At 69.2% G+C, this 17,876-nt stretch carries 13 protein-coding genes; 12 read left to right on the top strand and 1 reads right to left on the bottom strand.

Annotation, left to right across the window (positions count from 1 at the left end; translation table 11 throughout):
- Nucleotides 1-43 precede the first annotated feature (43 nt).
- Nucleotides 44-712 carry an MBL fold metallo-hydrolase gene (locus tag FGI33_RS00120; RefSeq protein WP_119433932.1) on the bottom strand — a complete coding sequence of 223 codons (669 nt, stop codon included), beginning with the start codon at nucleotides 710-712 and terminating at the stop codon, nucleotides 44-46.
- 306 nt (nucleotides 713-1,018) lie between these two features.
- Here FGI33_RS00120 and rpoB point away from each other — a divergent pair, with 306 nt between their 5' ends.
- From rpoB to tuf, 12 genes are all read left to right on the top strand, one after another.
- Entirely contained in the window at nucleotides 1,019-4,507 is a 3,489-nt protein-coding gene (gene rpoB, locus FGI33_RS00125; protein WP_119401654.1) for a DNA-directed RNA polymerase subunit beta, read from the top strand.
- A 48-nt stretch (nucleotides 4,508-4,555) separates the two neighbouring features.
- Nucleotides 4,556-8,455, top strand: a complete 3,900-nt coding sequence (locus tag FGI33_RS00130; protein ID WP_012039319.1) for a DNA-directed RNA polymerase subunit beta' — start codon at nucleotides 4,556-4,558, stop codon at nucleotides 8,453-8,455.
- 184 nt (nucleotides 8,456-8,639) lie between these two features.
- Entirely contained in the window at nucleotides 8,640-9,119 is a 480-nt protein-coding gene (locus FGI33_RS00135; protein WP_237582481.1) for a hypothetical protein, read from the top strand.
- A gap of 193 nt (nucleotides 9,120-9,312) precedes the next feature.
- The gene (locus tag FGI33_RS00140) at nucleotides 9,313-10,161 is read left to right on the top strand and encodes an amino acid ABC transporter substrate-binding protein (RefSeq protein WP_119433930.1); all 849 of its coding nucleotides are present in this window, start codon (nucleotides 9,313-9,315) and stop codon (nucleotides 10,159-10,161) included.
- A gap of 44 nt (nucleotides 10,162-10,205) precedes the next feature.
- Nucleotides 10,206-10,871: an amino acid ABC transporter permease gene (locus FGI33_RS00145; protein WP_045929305.1), complete on the top strand. Its 666-nt coding sequence runs from the start codon at nucleotides 10,206-10,208 to the stop codon at nucleotides 10,869-10,871.
- Nucleotides 10,858-11,697 (top strand): amino acid ABC transporter ATP-binding protein, encoded by an 840-nt coding sequence (locus FGI33_RS00150; RefSeq protein WP_119433929.1) that lies wholly within the window; start codon nucleotides 10,858-10,860, stop codon nucleotides 11,695-11,697. The genes FGI33_RS00145 and FGI33_RS00150 overlap by 14 nt, the downstream gene beginning before the upstream one ends.
- 73 nt (nucleotides 11,698-11,770) lie before the next feature.
- The gene (locus FGI33_RS00155; RefSeq protein ID WP_204585620.1) at nucleotides 11,771-12,769 is read left to right on the top strand and encodes a hypothetical protein; all 999 of its coding nucleotides are present in this window, start codon (nucleotides 11,771-11,773) and stop codon (nucleotides 12,767-12,769) included.
- Nucleotides 12,770-12,788: 19 nt separating this feature from the next.
- On the top strand, nucleotides 12,789-13,214 hold the full coding sequence (locus tag FGI33_RS00160) for a DUF6121 family protein (protein WP_237582092.1): 426 nt from the start codon (nucleotides 12,789-12,791) through the stop codon (nucleotides 13,212-13,214).
- A 264-nt stretch (nucleotides 13,215-13,478) separates the two neighbouring features.
- Nucleotides 13,479-13,853 carry a 30S ribosomal protein S12 gene (gene rpsL, locus FGI33_RS00165; RefSeq protein ID WP_012039312.1) on the top strand — a complete coding sequence of 125 codons (375 nt, stop codon included), beginning with the start codon at nucleotides 13,479-13,481 and terminating at the stop codon, nucleotides 13,851-13,853.
- Entirely contained in the window at nucleotides 13,853-14,323 is a 471-nt protein-coding gene (gene rpsG, locus FGI33_RS00170; protein ID WP_012039311.1) for a 30S ribosomal protein S7, read from the top strand. The genes rpsL and rpsG overlap by 1 nt, the downstream gene beginning before the upstream one ends.
- A 48-nt stretch (nucleotides 14,324-14,371) precedes the next feature.
- Nucleotides 14,372-16,486 carry an elongation factor G gene (gene fusA, locus FGI33_RS00175; protein WP_119401315.1) on the top strand — a complete coding sequence of 705 codons (2,115 nt, stop codon included), beginning with the start codon at nucleotides 14,372-14,374 and terminating at the stop codon, nucleotides 16,484-16,486.
- A 113-nt stretch (nucleotides 16,487-16,599) separates the two neighbouring features.
- A complete protein-coding gene (tuf, locus tag FGI33_RS00180) occupies nucleotides 16,600-17,793 on the top strand; it encodes an elongation factor Tu (protein WP_012039309.1) in 1,194 nt (397 codons plus the stop codon).
- The last annotated feature ends 83 nt before the right edge of the window (nucleotides 17,794-17,876 follow it).

Raw genomic sequence — 17,876 nt, forward strand, 5'->3', positions numbered from 1 at the left:
TAGGCGTCCGCCCCGTACCGGAGCCCGGCCGCCGGGCGACCCGTCACCAGCCGCGCGCGCGCCACGCGGCGAGGGACCCGCGCTCCGCGCCGAGCGTGGTCGAGTCGCCGTGGCCGGGGTGCACGTACGCGTCGTCGGGGAAGCGCGCGAAGATCCGCTCCTCCACGTCGTCCATCAGCTGCCGGAACCGGCCCGCGTCGCCCTGCGTGTTCCCGACCCCGCCCGGGAAGAGCGAGTCGCCCGTGAACAGGTGCGTGCTGCCGTCGCCCGGCTGCAGCGCGAGCGCGACGCTGCCGGGCGTGTGCCCGCGGAGGGCGATCACCTCGAGCGTCACGCCGCCGAAGGCCACAGCGTCGCCGTGCGCGAGGCGCCGGTCGGCGTCGACGGGCAGGTCGCGGGCGTCGGCCTCGCCCACGGCGGACGACGCGTCGGTGGCGTCGAGCACGGCCGCGAGGGCGCCGTGGTGGTCGCGGTGCCCGTGGGTCGTGACGACGACGGCGAGGCGCCCCACGGGATCCGGCTCCGCCACGAGGGCCAGCAGCCGGTCGACGTCGGCCGCCGCGTCGACGAGCAGGCGCTCGCCGGAGTCGAGGTCGGTGAGGAGGTACGCGTCGTTGTCCATCGGCCCGACGGAGGCCTTCCGGATCTCCACGTCACCCGCCCGGTGCACGTGCGAGGGGCCGCCGGGGGACACGTGCCAGGGTGCGCTCATGCCGGGAAGGCTACGCGCGCGGGGAGCCCCGCGATCAGGGCAGCCGGACGTTATACACCGAGACACGCCGAGGATGCAAGATTCCGCTGGACATGGCGCGTCGCGACCCGTATGGTGATCCTTTGCGCTCCCACTCCCTTTTGCCTTCATATTGCGGTCGGTCATCGTGTGCGCTCGGGTCCATCCCGAGCCCATCCCGCGAGGTGTGGCGAGCAACTCCATCAGGATCGGCACGGGTCACGTCCCGGGTCGGTCTCGGCGTATCGACGACATCGGAGCCCGACGGGGCCCACGGAGGTAATTTCCTTGGCTGCTGCGCGCAACGCAACTCCCACTCCCCAGAACGGTCGCGACGCATCGCGGCTCTCGTTCGCGAAGATCACTGACACCCTCACCGTCCCCGACCTGCTCGCCCTGCAGACCGAGAGCTTCGACTGGCTCGTCGGCTCGGACGTCTGGAAGCGGCGCGTCGAGGAGGGCACGAAGCAGGGTCGCACCGACCTGGCGCTCAACTCCGGCCTCGAGGAGATCTTCGAGGAGATCTCCCCCATCGAGGACCTGGGCGAGACCATGCAGCTCGGGTTCACGAACCCGTACCTCGAGGAGCAGAAGTACTCCATCGACGAGTGCAAGGAGCGCGGCAAGACCTACTCCGCTCCCCTCTACGTCGAGGCCGAGTTCATGAACCACCTCACGGGTGAGATCAAGACCCAGACGGTCTTCATGGGCGACTTCCCCCTCATGACGGAGAAGGGCACGTTCATCATCAACGGCACCGAGCGTGTCGTCGTGTCCCAGCTCGTCCGCTCGCCCGGCGTGTACTTCGAGCGCCAGCAGGAGAAGACCAGCGACAAGGACATCTACTCCGCCCGCGTCATCCCGTCCCGCGGCGCATGGCTCGAGTTCGAGATCGACAAGCGCGACCAGGTCGGCGTGCGCATCGACCGCAAGCGCAAGCAGTCGGTCACGGTGTTCCTGAAGGCCCTCGGCCTCACCAGCGAGCAGATCCTGGAGGAGTTCAAGGGCGTCGCGTCCATCGAGCTCACGCTCGAGAAGGACTCCATCCTCACCAAGGAGGAGGCCCTCAAGGACATCTACCGCAAGCTCCGCCCGGGCGAGCAGGTCGCCGCCGAGGCCGCCCGCGCGCTGCTGGACAACTTCTACTTCAACCCGAAGCGCTACGACCTGGCGAAGGTGGGTCGCTACAAGATCAACCGCAAGCTCGGCATCGACAAGCAGCTCACCGACTCGGTGCTGACGGTCGAGGACATCCTCGCGACCATCAAGTACCTAGTCTCGCTGCACGCGAACGAGACGAAGATGAACGGCACGCGCGACGGCAAGCCCGTCGAGCTGCGCCTCGACGTGGACGACATCGACCACTTCGGCAACCGCCGCATCCGCGCGGTCGGCGAGCTCATCCAGAACCAGGTCCGCACCGGCCTGTCCCGCATGGAGCGCGTCGTCCGCGAGCGCATGACCACGCAGGACATCGAGGCCATCACGCCGCAGACCCTGATCAACGTGCGCCCCGTCGTCGCCGCGATCAAGGAGTTCTTCGGCACGAGCCAGCTGTCGCAGTTCATGGACCAGAACAACCCGCTCGCGGGTCTCACCCACAAGCGCCGCCTCTCGGCGCTCGGCCCGGGTGGTCTGTCCCGTGAGCGCGCCGGCGTCGAGGTCCGCGACGTCCACCCGTCGCACTACGGCCGCATGTGCCCCATCGAGACCCCGGAAGGCCCGAACATCGGCCTGATCGGCTCGCTGGCGTCGTTCGCCCGCATCAACTCGTTCGGCTTCATCGAGACCCCGTACCGTCGCGTCGTCGACGGCGTGGTCACCGAGCAGATCGACTACCTCACGGCCAGCGAGGAGGACGAGTTCCTCGTCGCCCAGGCCAACGCGCCCCTCACGAAGGACTTCCGCTTCGCGGAGGACCGCGTCCTCGTCCGCCCCAAGGGCGGTGAGGTGGAGCTCGTCGCGAAGGAGAACGTCCACTACATGGACGTCTCCCCGCGCCAGATGGTGTCGGTCGCGACCTCGCTCATCCCGTTCCTCGAGCACGACGACGCGAACCGGGCCCTCATGGGCGCGAACATGCAGCGTCAGGCCGTCCCGCTGCTGCGCAGCGAGAGCCCGCTCGTCGGCACCGGCATGGAGGGCTACGCGGCGATCGACGCCGGCGACGTCCTCACCGCCGACGCCTCGGGCGTCGTGCAGGAGGTGTCGGCCGAGGTCGTCACCATCCAGCTCGACGAGGGCGGCACGCAGACCTACTACCTGCGCAAGTTCGACCGCTCCAACCAGGGCACGAGCTACAACCACCGCGTCCTGGTCTCGGCCGGCGACCGCATCGAGGCCGGCGAGGTCATCGCCGACGGCCCCGCCACGGAGAACGGCGAGCTCGCGCTCGGCAAGAACCTGCTCGTCGCGTTCATGCCGTGGGAGGGCCACAACTTCGAGGACGCGATCATCCTGAGCCAGAACCTGGTCAAGGACGACACCCTCTCCTCCATCCACATCGAGGAGTACGAGGTCGACGCGCGCGACACCAAGCTCGGCAAGGAGGAGATCACCCGCGACCTCCCCAACGTCAGCCCGGAGCTGCTCGCCGACCTCGACGAGCGCGGCATCATCCGCATCGGCGCCGAGGTCCGCCCCGGCGACATCCTCGTGGGCAAGGTCACGCCGAAGGGCGAGACCGAGCTCAGCGCCGAGGAGCGCCTGCTGCGCGCGATCTTCAACGAGAAGAGCCGCGAGGTCCGCGACACGTCCCTGAAGGTGCCCCACGGCGAGCAGGGCACGATCATCGGCGTCAAGGTCTTCGACTCGCAGGACGGCGACGACGAGCTCGGCTCGGGCGTCAACCAGCGCGTCGTGGTGTTCATCGCGCAGAAGCGCAAGATCACCGAGGGCGACAAGCTGGCCGGCCGTCACGGCAACAAGGGCGTCATCTCCAAGATCCTGCCGGTCGAGGACATGCCGTTCCTCGCCGACGGGACCCCGGTCGACGTCATCCTCAACCCGCTCGGCATCCCCGGCCGCATGAACTTCGGCCAGGTCCTGGAGACCCACCTCGGGTGGATCGCCAAGCAGGGCTGGGAGGTCGAGGGCAAGCCGAAGTGGGCCGAGCGCCTGCCGGACCACGCGCGCCAGGCCCCGGCCGGCACCAAGGTCGCCACCCCGGTGTTCGACGGAGCGCTCGAGGAGGAGATCGCCGGCCTGCTCGACTCGACGACGGTCACCCGCGACGGCGACCGCCTCATCGGGTCCAGCGGCAAGACGCGCCTGTTCGACGGCCGCTCCGGCGAGCCGTTCCCCGAGCCCGTCTCGGTCGGCTACATGTACATCCTGAAGCTGCACCACCTGGTGGATGACAAGATCCACGCGCGCTCGACGGGTCCCTACTCGATGATCACGCAGCAGCCCCTGGGCGGTAAGGCCCAGTTCGGCGGCCAGCGGTTCGGCGAGATGGAGGTCTGGGCGCTCGAGGCCTACGGCGCCGCGTACGCGCTGCAGGAGCTCCTCACCATCAAGTCGGACGACATCCTCGGCCGCGTGAAGGTGTACGAGGCCATCGTCAAGGGCGAGAACATCCAGGAACCGGGTATCCCCGAGTCCTTCAAGGTCCTGATCAAGGAGATGCAGTCCCTCTGCCTGAACGTCGAGGTCCTCTCGGCCGACGGCCAGGCGGTCAGCCTGCGCGACACGGATGACGAGGTCTTCCGCGCGGCGGAGGAGCTCGGCATCAACATCTCCACCCGCTTCGAGTCGTCCAGCATCGACGACATCTAAGCCCGCTCAAGACTTTCGACTCGAAGCTTTCCAAGGAGAGAAGGAAAATTGCTCGACGTAACAACTTTCGATGAGCTGCGGATCGGCCTGGCCACGGCCGACGACATCCGCCGCTGGTCGCACGGTGAGGTCAAGAAGCCCGAGACCATCAACTACCGCACGCTGAAGCCCGAGAAGGACGGCCTCTTCGGAGAGCAGATCTTCGGACCCAGCCGCGACTGGGAGTGCTCCTGCGGCAAGTACAAGCGGGTGCGCTTCAAGGGAATCGTCTGCGAGCGCTGCGGCGTGGAGGTCACCAAGTCCGCGGTCCGCCGCGAGCGCATGGGCCACATCGAGCTCGCCGCGCCCGTCACGCACATCTGGTACTTCAAGGGCGTCCCGTCGCGCCTCGGCTACCTGCTCGACATGGCGCCGAAGGACCTCGAGAAGGTCATCTACTTCGCCGCCTACATGGTGATCAGCGTGGACGAGGATGCTCGCCACGAGGACATGCCCGGCCTCGAGAACGAGCTCCGGCTCGAGATCAAGACCCTGCAGGACCAGCGCGACAGCCAGATCGCCGAGCGCCTCGGGCGCCTGGAGACCGACCTGGCCGCGCTGGAGGCCGAGGGCGCCAAGAGCGACCAGAAGCGCCGCGCGAAGGACGGCGCCGAGAAGGAGATGGGTCAGACGCGCAAGGCGTTCGACGAGGACATCTCCCGTCTCGAGCGCGTCTGGGAGGAGTTCCGCAGCCTCAAGGTCGGCGAGCTCAAGCCCGAGGACGCCGTCTTCCACGAGCTGCAGGACCGCTTCGGCATCTACTTCGAGGCCCACATGGGCGCCGAGGCGATCCAGAAGCGCCTGGAGGCCTTCGACCTCGAGGCCGAGGGGGAGCTGCTCCGCGAGCAGATCGCCACCGGCAAGGGCCAGAAGAAGATCCGCGCCATCAAGCGCCTGCGCGTCGTCAGCTCCTTCCTCGCGACCGGCAACTCGCCGGCAGCGATGGTGCTGCAGGTCGTCCCGGTCATCCCGCCGGAGCTGCGCCCGATGGTGCAGCTCGACGGCGGCCGCTTCGCGACCAGCGACCTGAACGACCTGTACCGCCGCGTGATCAACCGCAACAACCGCCTCCGTCGTCTGCTGGATCTCGGCGCCCCCGAGATCATCGTCAACAACGAGAAGCGCATGCTGCAGGAGGCCGTCGACGCGCTGTTCGACAACGGCCGCCGCGGGCGTCCCGTCACGGGCACCGGCAACCGCGCGCTCAAGTCCCTCAGCGACATGCTGAAGGGCAAGCAGGGCCGGTTCCGCCAGAACCTGCTCGGCAAGCGCGTGGACTACTCGGGCCGCTCGGTCATCATCGTCGGACCGCAGCTCAAGCTGCACCAGTGCGGTCTGCCCAAGCAGATGGCGCTCGAGCTGTTCAAGCCGTTCGTCATCAAGCGCCTGATCGACCTGAGCCACGCCCAGAACATCAAGGCCGCCAAGCGCATGGTCGAGCGCAGCCGCGGACAGGTCTGGGACGTGCTCGAGGAGATCATCCGCGAGCGCCCCGTGCTGCTCAACCGCGCGCCCACGCTCCACCGTCTGGGCATCCAGGCGTTCGAGCCCCAGCTCGTGGAGGGCAAGGCCATCCAGCTGCACCCGCTCGTCTGCGCCGCGTTCAACGCGGACTTCGACGGCGACCAGATGGCCGTCCACCTGCCCCTGTCGGTCGAGGCCCAGGCCGAGGCGCGCATCCTGATGCTCGCCTCGAACAACATCCTCAAGCCGTCGGACGGACGCCCGGTCACCCTGCCCACGCAGGACATGATCATCGGCCTGCACCACCTGACCACCCTCAAGGAGGGCGTCGCCGGTGAGGGTCGCGCGTTCAGCTCGGTGGCCGAGGCCATCCTGGCGAAGGACCAGCTCTCGCTGGACCTCAACGCCAAGGTGCGCATCCGCCTGCACGACATCTACTTCGGCGAGGGCGAGGCGCCCGAGGGCGTCGAGCTCGACGAGAAGGGCAAGACCGTCGGCCCCGTGCTGCTCGAGACCACCCTCGGTCGCGCGCTGTTCAACGAGACCCTGCCGGTCGACTACCCCTACATCGAGGCCGTCGCCGACAAGGGCAAGCTCTCCGAGATCGTCAACGACCTCGCCGAGCGGTACCCGAAGGTGGAGGTCGCGGCAGCGCTCGACCGGATCAAGGACGCGGGCTTCTACTGGGCCACGCGCTCCGGCGTCACGGTCGCCCTCTCCGACGTGCTGACCCCGCCCACCAAGGCGGCCATCCTGTCGGGCTACGAGAAGCAGGCCGCCAAGGTCCAGGGCCAGTTCGAGAAGGGACTCACGACGAACGCCGAGCGTCGTCAGGAGCTCATCGAGATCTGGAACAAGGCCACCGCCGAGGTCGCCAAGGCGATGGAGGACAACCTCCCCGCCGACAACAACATCAACCGCATGGTGTCCTCCGGGGCACGAGGCAACTGGATGCAGGTCCGCCAGATCGCCGGCATGCGCGGCCTCGTGTCGAACCCGAAGGGCGAGATCATCCCCCGCCCGATCGTCCACTCGTACCGCGAGGGCCTGACGGTGGCGGAGTACTTCATCTCCACCCACGGCGCCCGCAAGGGACTGGCCGACACCGCGCTGCGCACCGCCGACTCCGGGTACCTCACCCGTCGTCTGGTGGACGTGTCGCAGGACGTCATCATCCGCGAGGACGACTGCGGCACCGGTCGCGGTCTCGACCTGCCGATCGCCACGAAGGGCGCCGACGGCTCGTCCGTCCGCGACTCCAACGTGGAGAACTCGGTGTACGCCCGCTCGCTGGCCGCCGACGCGGTCAACGAGGCCGGCGAGGTCGTCGCCCCCGCGGGCAGCGACGTCGGCGACGTCATGATCGACCACCTCATCGCGGCCGGCGTGCACGAGATCAAGGTGCGCTCGGTCCTGACCTGCGAGTCCGCCGTCGGCGTGTGCGCGGCCTGCTACGGCCGCTCGCTCGCCACCGGCAAGCTCGTCGACATCGGCGAGGCCGTCGGCATCATCGCGGCCCAGTCGATCGGCGAGCCCGGCACGCAGCTCACGATGCGCACCTTCCACACCGGTGGTGTGGCATCGGCGGACGACATCACGCAGGGTCTGCCCCGCGTGCAGGAGCTCTTCGAGGCCCGCACCCCCAAGGGTGCGTCGCCCATCGCGGAGGCCGCCGGTCGCATCACGATCGAGGACACGGATCGCAGCCGCAAGGTGATCCTGACCCCGGACAACGGCGACGAGCCGCACATCTACCCGGTGCTCAAGCGCGCGACCCTCCTCGTCGAGGACGGCCAGCACGTCGAGCTCGGGCAGCAGCTGCACGTCGGCGCCATCGACCCGAAGGAGGTCCTCCGGGTCAAGGGCGTGCGCGAGGTGCAGAAGCACCTCGTGGGCGGTGTCCAGGGCGTCTACCGCTCGCAGGGCGTCCCGATCCACGACAAGCACATCGAGGTCATCGTGCGGCAGATGCTGCGCAAGGTCACGGTCGTCGAGCACGGCGACACGGACCTCCTCCCCGGTGAGCTGGTCGACCGGGCCCGCTACAACGAGGTCAACCGCGCCACGCTGACGGAGGGCAAGAAGACCGCCTCCGCCCGCCAGGAGGTCATGGGCATCACCAAGGCCTCGCTCGCGACCGAGTCGTGGCTGTCGGCCGCGTCCTTCCAGGAGACGACCCGCGTGCTCACGCAGGCCGCCATGGAGGGCAAGTCCGACCCGCTGATGGGCCTCAAGGAGAACGTCATCATCGGCAAGCTGATCCCGGCCGGGACGGGGCTCGCGAAGTACCGCGACGTCACCGTCACCGCGACGGAGGAGGCCAAGGCCGAGCGCTACCCGAACCGCATCTTCACGGATGAGTCGGTGTTCAACGAGTCCGACCTGAGCTTCGTCGACTTCGACAGCTTCAGCTCGGACGACTACACGCCCGGCACCTACAACTAGGACAGCCGGCGCGTGAGCGCACGATGAGAAGGGCCCCGCTCCGGCGGGGCCCTTCCTCGTCCCCGGGGGCGCGTGTCGCGCGCCCCCGATCCATCCCGGGGCTCCCGGACCGGGCGTCCTCGCGGCGATACAGTGGGCGGACCCGGCTGTCGTCGACGCCGGGACCCGAGGAGGCGTCGTGCGGATGCTGGAGGACGTGGTCCTGGCGTGGCGGGCGCACGCGCTCCGCTACGCGACCGAGACGCCGACCGCGTCGGGCACGGGATCCGGGTCGTGCCCCGCCTGCGACGCCTCGCCCTTCACGCACCAGGAGGCCATCCCGCGGGACGCGCCCCACACGGCGATCCACCCGCTGGTCGCCGCGCTCGAGGTCGCCCGCGCGGAGGCGGCCCGCGACGCGCGCGAGCGCCTCTACCGCGAGACCCGCGGGCCGGTCTACCGCGACCACCCCTTCGGCATGCCCGCGTTCGTGGACTACGGGGAGCGCGACGCGGAGATCCAGCAGGTGGTGGACCAGGCGATGGCGCGCGAGCTCGCCCCGCTCGCGCCCGTGATCCGACAGGCGCTCGACCGGTTCGTGGCCCTCCGACTGCAGGAGCTCGAGGGCGAGATCGGGCCGGTGCCCGACGGCCGTGACGGGACGGATCCCGAGCCGCTCTTCTAGCCGCGGCGCGCGCGGATCCGCGGCCCCCGCCCGTCATCAGGCGACATGGGAATACCGACACGGCGAGGGCGTTGAGACCATGGCGGTCGGCGCGCCCGGACGGGTTCCGGGCTCCGGCGCCGCAGCACCGCGCACACAGCACCCGCACGAGGCGATCCCGACCCCGGGATCCGCCGTGACCGCAAGGACCCCCATGACGCTCCGCACCCGCCTCCGTCCCTCCCTCGCCCTCACCGGCATCCTGGCCGTGGCCGCCCTCGGCCTCGCGGGCTGCGCCTCGGGCGACGCGGGCACCGGATCCGCTCCGGACGCCTCCGGCACGCCGGCCGCCGCGACGAGCCTCTCCGACGTCAAGGCCAAGGGCGAGCTCGTCATCGGCACCGAGGGCACCTACTCGCCGTTCTCCTTCCACGAGGGATCCGGCTCCGGCGCGCTCACGGGCTACGACGTCGAGGTCGCGACGGCGGTCGCCGAGAAGCTGGGCGTGAAGCCGGTCTTCGAGGAGACCCAGTTCGACGGCATCTTCGCGGGCCTCGAGGCGGGGCGCTGGGACGTCATCGCCAACCAGATCTCCATCACGGACGAGCGCAAGACGGTCTACGACTTCTCCGAGCCGTACACGGTCTCGCCCGGCGTGATCATCGTCAAGGGCTCCGACTCGGGCATCAGCTCGTTCGCCGACCTCGCCGGCAAGACCACGGCGCAGTCGCTCACGAGCAACTGGAACGACCTCGCGACCGAGAGCGGCGCCAAGGTCGAGGCCGTCGAGGGCTTCGCGCAGGCGGTGACGCTCCTCCAGCAGGGCCGCGTCGACGCGACCATCAACGACCGCCTCACGCTCCTCGACTACCAGAAGCAGCAGGGCGACTCCGACCTGCAGGTGGCCGCCGAGACCGACGACCCGTCGCTCAGCGCTTTCGTCTTCCGCAAGGGCAGCGACGACCTCGTGACCGCGGTCGACCAGGCCCTCGCCGACCTCCGGGCCGACGGCACGCTCGCGTCGATCTCCGAGGAGTACTTCGGCGCGGACGTCTCGCAGTAGGCGCCCGCGTACGCTGACGGACGAGGACGAGACGAGGGGATCGCATGTCGAGGGAGTGGGACCTGTTCTGGTCGTCCTTCGGGCCGCTCGCGCTCGAGACGATCCGCGGCACCATCCCGCTCGCCCTCGTCACGTTCGCGCTGGGCCTGGCCATCGCGCTGGGACTCGCGCTCATGCGCCTCTACGGCAACCGGCTCGTGTCGGGCATCGCGCGCTTCTACATCTCGGTGGTGCGCGGCACGCCGCTCCTGGTGCAGCTGTTCGTGATCTTCTACGGGCTGCCGTCCATCGGCATCGTGCTGCCGCCGTGGCCGAGCGCGGTGATCGCCCTGTCGGTGAACGTGGGCGGGTACGCGGCGGAGATCATCCGCGCGTCGATCCTCTCCGTCCCGCGCGGGCAGTGGGAGGCCGGCCACACCATCGGCATGTCCCGCGCCCTGACGCTCCGGCGGATCATCGTGCCGCAGGCCGCGCGCGTGTCCGTGCCGCCGCTGTCCAACACGTTCATCAGCCTGGTGAAGGACACGTCCCTCGCCTCGGTGATCCTCGTGACCGAGCTCTTCAAGCAGGCGCAGCTCATCGCGTCGTCCACCTTCGAGTACATGCTGCTGTACCTCGAGGCGGCCCTGATCTACTGGCTCGTCTGCCTCGTGCTCTCCTTCGCGCAGACCCGCCTCGAGAGGAGGCTCGACCGGTATGTCGCCCACTGATCCCGTCGTTCCCGCGCCCGCCCCGCACCGCGAGCCCGGCGAGCCCGTCCTCACCGTCCGCGGCCTCCGCAAGTCGTTCGGCGACAACGAGGTGCTCCGCTCCATCGACCTCGAGGTCCGCCGCGGCGGCGTGACCGCGCTCATCGGCCCGAGCGGATCCGGCAAGACCACCGTCCTCCGCTCCCTCAACGGGCTCGAGGTGCCCGAGGATGGCGTCGTCGAGGTCGCCGCGGCCGACGCCGACTCCCGGTCCCGCACGACCGGGCCGCTGCGCGTGGACTTCGCCGCGAAGCCCCGGAACCGCGAGCTGCTCGCCCTCCGCGACCGTTCGGCGATGGTCTTCCAGCAGTACAACCTCTTCCCGCACAGGACCGTTCTGGAGAACGTCATCGAGGGCCCGGTGCAGGTGCAGCGGCGCCCGGTCGCCGAGGCGACGCGCGAGGCCGAGGAGCTGCTCGCCCGCGTGGGCCTCGCCGACAAGCGCGACCAGCACCCCTTCCAGCTGTCCGGCGGGCAGCAGCAGCGCGTGGGGATCGTGCGCGCGCTGGCGCTCCGCCCGCAGATCCTGCTCTTCGACGAGCCGACCTCCGCCCTCGACCCCGAGCTGGTCGGCGAGGTGCTCAGCGTCATCAAGGAGCTCGCCGACGAGGCGTGGACCATGGTGATCGTGACGCACGAGCTCGCCTTCGCCCGCCAGGTGGCCGACGAGGTGGTGTTCATGGACGGCGGCGTCGTGGTCGAGCGGGGGCACCCGTCGCGGGTCCTGCAGCACCCGGCCGAGGAGCGCACGAAGCGGTTCCTGCAGCGGCTGCTCGAGCCCTTCTAGCCTCTCGCGCCCATCTCGGCGCTCCCCGGCACGCCGCCCGGGCGGCGGGGCGTCGCCGAGGTAGGTTCGTGCCATGACCGACGACAGGCCCGCCCCGCACCGACAGCCCGACGAGGCCGACCAGCCGCTGGATCCCCGCACCCCGGACGAGCGCGCCGCCGCCGCGTTCGACGACGGCCCCACCGACCGCGACGCGGACACCTCCGCCTTCGACCAGACGGCGTTCGCCGCTCCCGCCGACGCCGACGAGGACCACGACGCCCGCGAGCGCGAGCGCCGCGAGTCCGAGGCCCGCATCGCCGAGGCCCGTGAGCGCGACGACCGCGAGCGCGAGGCGCGTGAGGCGGAGGCCCGCGAGGCCGAGGCCCGTGAGGCGGAGGCCCGCGAGTCCGAGGCCCGCCAGCGTGACGTCGAGGACCGGGAGCGCCGCGAGCGCGAGGCCCGCGAGGCCGACGCCCGCGAGCGCGAGGACCGCGACCGCCGCGCCCGCGAGGAGGAGGCCGCGCGCCAGTCCCAGTCGCAGCCCATCTACGTGCAGGCGCCCGTCCCGCCGGAGAAGCGCGGCAACCGCGGGTTCGGCGTGCTCATCGCGGTCGTCGCCGCCATCGTCTTCGCCCTGCTCTACTCCCTGGGCACGGCGCTCCTCGCGTCGGTGCGGAACCCGGACGCGTTCGGCGACGTCTTCGGGCAGTACCTGCTGTCGCCCGTCTTCTACGTCCCCACCATCGCGTTCCTCCTCCTGTTCGTGCTGCTGGCGCTCCTCGTCAACCGCGGCAGGTGGTGGGCCTTCGTCCTCGGCGGCCTGCCCGTCGCGATCCTCGTCTACGCCGCGTACGTCGGCACGCGCCTGCTCCAGGGCGGCGTCATGGACCTGGCCCCGTCGGAGCAGGCGCTCCTGCTCCAGCGCACGGTGACCTTCCCCGACGGGATCCTCGCGGGCTTCCTCGCCCGCGAGCTCGTCACCTGGCTCGGCGCCGGCATCAGCGCCCGCGGGCGCCGGATCAAGGCCAAGAACGTCGAGGCCCGCGCCGAGTACGACCGGAAGCTGGCGGAGCAGCCGGACCACCGCTGACGCGTGTCAGGCTGGGGGAGTGATCCCCCTCCTGGCCGCCGTCATGCACGTGGCGCTCGTCGTGTGCGTCTTCGGCTTCGTCGCCCTGCTGGGCGGTGACGACGTGATCCCCGAGCGCGACGCCGGGGTCCTCCTCGGGCCGGTCATGGTCGTGAGCGCCACGCTGGTCTTCGCCGTCGGCCTCATCCGCACCACGCGCGACGCCGACCGGGAGCGGCGGATCCCCGTCCTGCCCGTCCTCGCCTGGGGCGCGGGCGCATGGCTGGCCTACGGGATCGTCGGCGCCGTCATGTACCTCGTCGCCGGGGCGGACCTGTTCGCCAGCCTCGCCTTCGCCGTCCGCCACCTGGTGGATCCGTTCGGCGTCGCCGTGCTCGGCATCTCGGCCCTGCTGGGGCTCGGCGCCGTCGCCCTGGCGGCCCGCGGGCCCTCGTCCACCGTTTGACCGGCGAGTCGCGGAACTGTATCGTTGCCGGGGTGTGCGCTCAGGCGTGCGCTCGCGTCGTGCCGTGAAGTCGGTGCGCGCGAGCCGACCAGGAGCGCACCGATCAGGGTTCGTCCATTCGGCCGGCCCCCACGGCATACCCGCCGGCGCCTCCCACTCCCGTGGTCGGCGGACGCGCGGGTCCAGTTGAACTCGATCCCGTCCGCGGGCGTCGAATGCTGACCATCAACCCGCTGTCACCGTGCAGCATCGAGGAGTCCCGTAGTGCCCACCATCCAGCAGCTGGTCCGCAAGGGCCGCACGCCCAAGGTCGTCAAGACCAAGGCGCCCGCCCTGAAGGCGAACCCCCAGCAGCGCGGCGTCTGCACCCGCGTCTACACGACCACGCCCAAGAAGCCGAACTCGGCCCTGCGCAAGGTCGCCCGCGTCAAGCTCAGCAACGGCCAGGAGGTGACGGCCTACATCCCCGGTGAGGGCCACAACCTCCAGGAGCACTCCATGGTGCTCGTCCGCGGCGGTCGCGTGAAGGACCTCCCCGGCGTGCGCTACAAGATCGTCCGCGGCGCGCTCGACACCCAGGCCGTGAAGAACCGCAAGCAGGCTCGCAGCCGGTACGGCGCGAAGATGGAGAAGAAGTAATGCCTCGCAAGGGTCCCGCCCCCAAGCGCCCTGTCGTCGCAGACCCCGTCTACGGTGCGCCGATCGTCAGCCAGCTCGTCAACAAGATCCTGCTCGACGGCAAGAAGGGCCTCGCCGAGAAGATCGTCTACGACGCCCTCGCCGGCGTCGCCGCGAAGAACGGCCAGGACGCCGTCGTCACGCTGAAGAAGGCGCTCGACAACGTCCGCCCGGCCCTCGAGGTCCGCTCGCGCCGCGTGGGTGGCTCCACCTACCAGGTGCCGATCGAGGTCAAGCCGCACCGCGCGAACACCCTCGCGCTCCGCTGGCTCACGACGTACGCCAAGTCGCGTCGCGAGAAGACCATGACCGAGCGTCTCACCAACGAGATCCTCGACGCATCCAACGGCCTCGGTGCCGCGGTCAAGCGCCGCGAGGACACCCACAAGATGGCCGAGTCGAACAAGGCGTTCGCCCACTACCGCTGGTAGTTCGACCACCTGGTTCGACAGCACCACCAACCCCTTTCGGAGGAACCTGTGGCACAGGACGTGCTCACCGACCTGAACAAGGTCCGCAACATCGGCATCATGGCTCACATCGATGCCGGCAAGACCACCACCACCGAGCGCATCCTGTACTACACGGGCATCACTCACAAGATCGGCGAGGTCCACGACGGCGCCGCCACGATGGACTGGATGGCCCAGGAGCAGGAGCGCGGCATCACGATCACGTCCGCCGCGACGACGTGCTTCTGGAACAAGAACCAGATCAACATCATCGACACCCCCGGGCACGTCGACTTCACCGTCGAGGTGGAGCGTTCGCTCCGCGTCCTCGACGGCGCGGTCGCCGTGTTCGACGGCAAGGAGGGCGTCGAGCCCCAGTCCGAGACGGTGTGGCGCCAGGCCGACAAGTACGACGTGCCGCGCATCTGCTTCGTCAACAAGATGGACAAGCTCGGCGCCGACTTCTACTTCACGGTCGACACCATCGTCAACCGCCTCGGCGCGAAGCCGCTGGTCATCCAGCTACCCATCGGCGCGGAGGGCGGCTTCGAGGGCGTCATCGACCTGGTCGAGATGCGCGCGCTGACCTGGCGCGGCGACTCCAAGGGAGACGTCGAGCTCGGTGCGAAGTACGACATCGAGGAGATCCCCGCGGACCTCAAGGACAAGGCGGACGAGTACCGGGCCAAGCTGCTCGAGACCGTCGCCGAGACCGACGACGCGCTGCTCGAGAAGTACTTCGGCGGCGAGGAGCTGACGGTGGCGGAGATCAAGGCCGCCATCCGCAAGCTCACCGTCAACAGCGAGATCTACCCGGTGCTCTGCGGCTCCGCGTTCAAGAACCGCGGCGTCCAGCCGATGCTCGACGCGGTGATCGACTACCTCCCCAGCCCGCTCGACGTGCCCCCCATGGAGGGCCACGACGTGCGCGACGAGGAGAAGATCATCATCCGCAAGCCCGACTCGACGGAGCCCTTCTCGGCGCTCGCGTTCAAGGTCGCGGTGCACCCGTTCTTCGGTCGCCTCACCTACGTGCGCGTCTACTCGGGCCACATCGCGAGCGGCTCGCAGGTCATCAACTCGACCAAGGGCAAGAAGGAGCGCATCGGGAAGATCTTCCAGATGCACTCCAACAAGGAGAACCCGGTCGACTCGGTCACCGCCGGTCACATCTACGCGGTCATCGGCCTCAAGGACACGACCACGGGCGACACGCTCTGCGACCCGACGGACCAGATCGTCCTCGAGTCGATGACGTTCCCCGAGCCCGTCATCGAGGTCGCGATCGAGCCGAAGACGAAGGCCGACCAGGAGAAGCTGGGTGTCGCCATCCAGAAGCTCGCCGAGGAGGACCCGACCTTCCGCACCGAGCAGAACCAGGAGACCGGTCAGACGGTCATCAAGGGGATGGGCGAGCTCCACCTCGACATCCTGGTCGACCGCATGAAGCGCGAGTTCAACGTCGAGGCGAACGTCGGCAAGCCGCAGGTCGCGTACCGCGAGACCATCCGCGGCACGGTCGACAAGCACGACTTCACGCACAAGAAGCAGACGGGTGGATCCGGGCAGTTCGCCAAGATCCAGATCAAGATCGAGCCCATGGAGGTGACCGCGGAGAAGACCTACGAGTTCGACAACAAGGTCACCGGCGGTCGCGTCCCCCGGGAGTACATCCCCTCGGTGGACGCGGGCATCCAGGACGCGCTCCAGGTCGGCATCCTCGCCGGCTACCCGATGGTCGGCGTGAAGGCGACGCTGCTCGACGGCGCCGCGCACGACGTCGACTCCTCGGAGATGGCGTTCAAGATCGCGGGCTCGATGGCCTTCAAGGAGGCCGCGCGCAAGGCGAAGCCCGTGCTGCTCGAGCCGCTCATGGCCGTCGAGGTCCGCACGCCCGAGGAGTACATGGGCGACGTCATCGGCGACCTGAACTCCCGTCGCGGGCAGATCCAGGCGATGGAGGACGCGAGCGGCGTGAAGGTCATCACCGCGAACGTCCCCCTGTCGGAGATGTTCGGCTACGTCGGCGACCTGAGGAGCAAGACCTCGGGCCGCGCGGTGTACTCGATGAGCTTCGGCAGCTACGCCGAGGTCCCGAAGGCTGTCGCCGACGAGATCGTCCAGAAGAACAAGGGCGAGTAGCCCTCCAGTTCGAGCGGCATCCGCCGTTTCAGTACCATAAGCAAGATCTCCAACACGCAGGGCGTCCGGGAACAACCGGACGCCCCGCAACCGAGTCCTGAGGAGGACCCACAGTGGGTAAGGCCAAGTTCGAGCGGACCAAGCCGCACGTCAACATCGGAACGATCGGTCACGTCGACCACGGCAAGACGACGCTGACGGCAGCGATCTCCAAGGTCCTGGCGGACAAGTACCCGTCGGCGACCAACGTGCAGCGCGACTTCGCGTCCATCGACTCCGCTCCCGAGGAGCGCCAGCGCGGCATCACGATCAACATCTCGCACGTCGAGTACGAGACGCCCAAGCGTCACTACGCTCACGTCGACGCCCCGGGTCACGCTGACTACATCAAGAACATGATCACGGGCGCCGCCCAGATGGACGGCGCGATCCTCGTGGTCGCCGCCACCGACGGCCCCATGGCGCAGACGCGCGAGCACGTGCTGCTCGCGAAGCAGGTCGGCGTGCCGTACCTGCTCGTCGCGCTCAACAAGTCCGACATGGTCGACGACGAGGAGATCCTCGAGCTCGTCGAGCTCGAGGTCCGCGAGCTGCTCTCCAGCCAGGACTTCGACGGCGACAACGCCCCCGTCGTCCAGGTCTCCGGCCTCAAGGCGCTCGAGGGCGACGAGAAGTGGGTCGAGCAGATCGTCAAGCTCATGGACGCGGTCGACGAGTCCATCCCGGAGCCCGTCCGCGACAAGGACAAGCCGTTCCTCATGCCCGTCGAGGACGTCTTCACGATCACCGGTCGTGGAACCGTCGTCACGGGTCGCGCCGAGCGCGGCACCCTCGCCATCAACTCGGACGTCGAGATCGTGGGCATCCGTCCCACCGTCAAGACCACCGTCACGGGCATCGAGATGTTCCACAAGCAGCTCGACGAGGCCTGGGCCGGCGAGAACTGCGGGCTCCTGCTCCGCGGCACCAAGCGCGAGGACGTCGAGCGCGGCCAGGTCATCGTCAAGCCGGGTTCGGTCACGCCGCACACGGACTTCGAGGGCACCGCGTACATCCTCTCCAAGGAGGAGGGCGGGCGTCACAACCCGTTCTACGCGAACTACCGTCCGCAGTTCTACTTCCGCACCACCGACGTCACCGGCGTCATCACGCTGCCCGAGGGCACCGAGATGGTCATGCCCGGCGACACCACCGACATGAACGTCGCGCTGATCCAGCCGATCGCCATGGAGGAGGGCCTCGGCTTCGCCATCCGCGAGGGTGGCCGCACCGTCGGCGCCGGCACGGTCACGAAGATCGTCAAGTAGCACCCAGCTCCACCAGCACCACCTCCGACAGGGTCGGGCCGTCATGGCCCGGCCCTGTCGGCCGTTAACGCGCGCGGACATCA

The sequence above is a fragment of the Clavibacter phaseoli genome (assembly GCF_021922925.1).
Taxonomy (GTDB): domain Bacteria; phylum Actinomycetota; class Actinomycetes; order Actinomycetales; family Microbacteriaceae; genus Clavibacter; species Clavibacter phaseoli.

What these genes read in the sequence shown, in the direction of transcription:
- FGI33_RS00120 (WP_119433932.1), bottom strand. Translation starts at nt 712, where the DNA reads ATGAGCGCACCCTGGCACGTGTCCCCCGGCGGCCCCTCGCACGTGCAC.
- FGI33_RS00135 (WP_237582481.1), top strand. Translation starts at nt 8,640, where the DNA reads ATGCTGGAGGACGTGGTCCTGGCGTGGCGGGCGCACGCGCTCCGCTAC.
- FGI33_RS00140 (WP_119433930.1), top strand. Translation starts at nt 9,313, where the DNA reads ATGACGCTCCGCACCCGCCTCCGTCCCTCCCTCGCCCTCACCGGCATC.
- FGI33_RS00145 (WP_045929305.1), top strand. Translation starts at nt 10,206, where the DNA reads ATGTCGAGGGAGTGGGACCTGTTCTGGTCGTCCTTCGGGCCGCTCGCG.
- FGI33_RS00150 (WP_119433929.1), top strand. Translation starts at nt 10,858, where the DNA reads ATGTCGCCCACTGATCCCGTCGTTCCCGCGCCCGCCCCGCACCGCGAG.
- FGI33_RS00155 (WP_204585620.1), top strand. Translation starts at nt 11,771, where the DNA reads ATGACCGACGACAGGCCCGCCCCGCACCGACAGCCCGACGAGGCCGAC.
- rpsG (WP_012039311.1), top strand. Translation starts at nt 13,853, where the DNA reads ATGCCTCGCAAGGGTCCCGCCCCCAAGCGCCCTGTCGTCGCAGACCCC.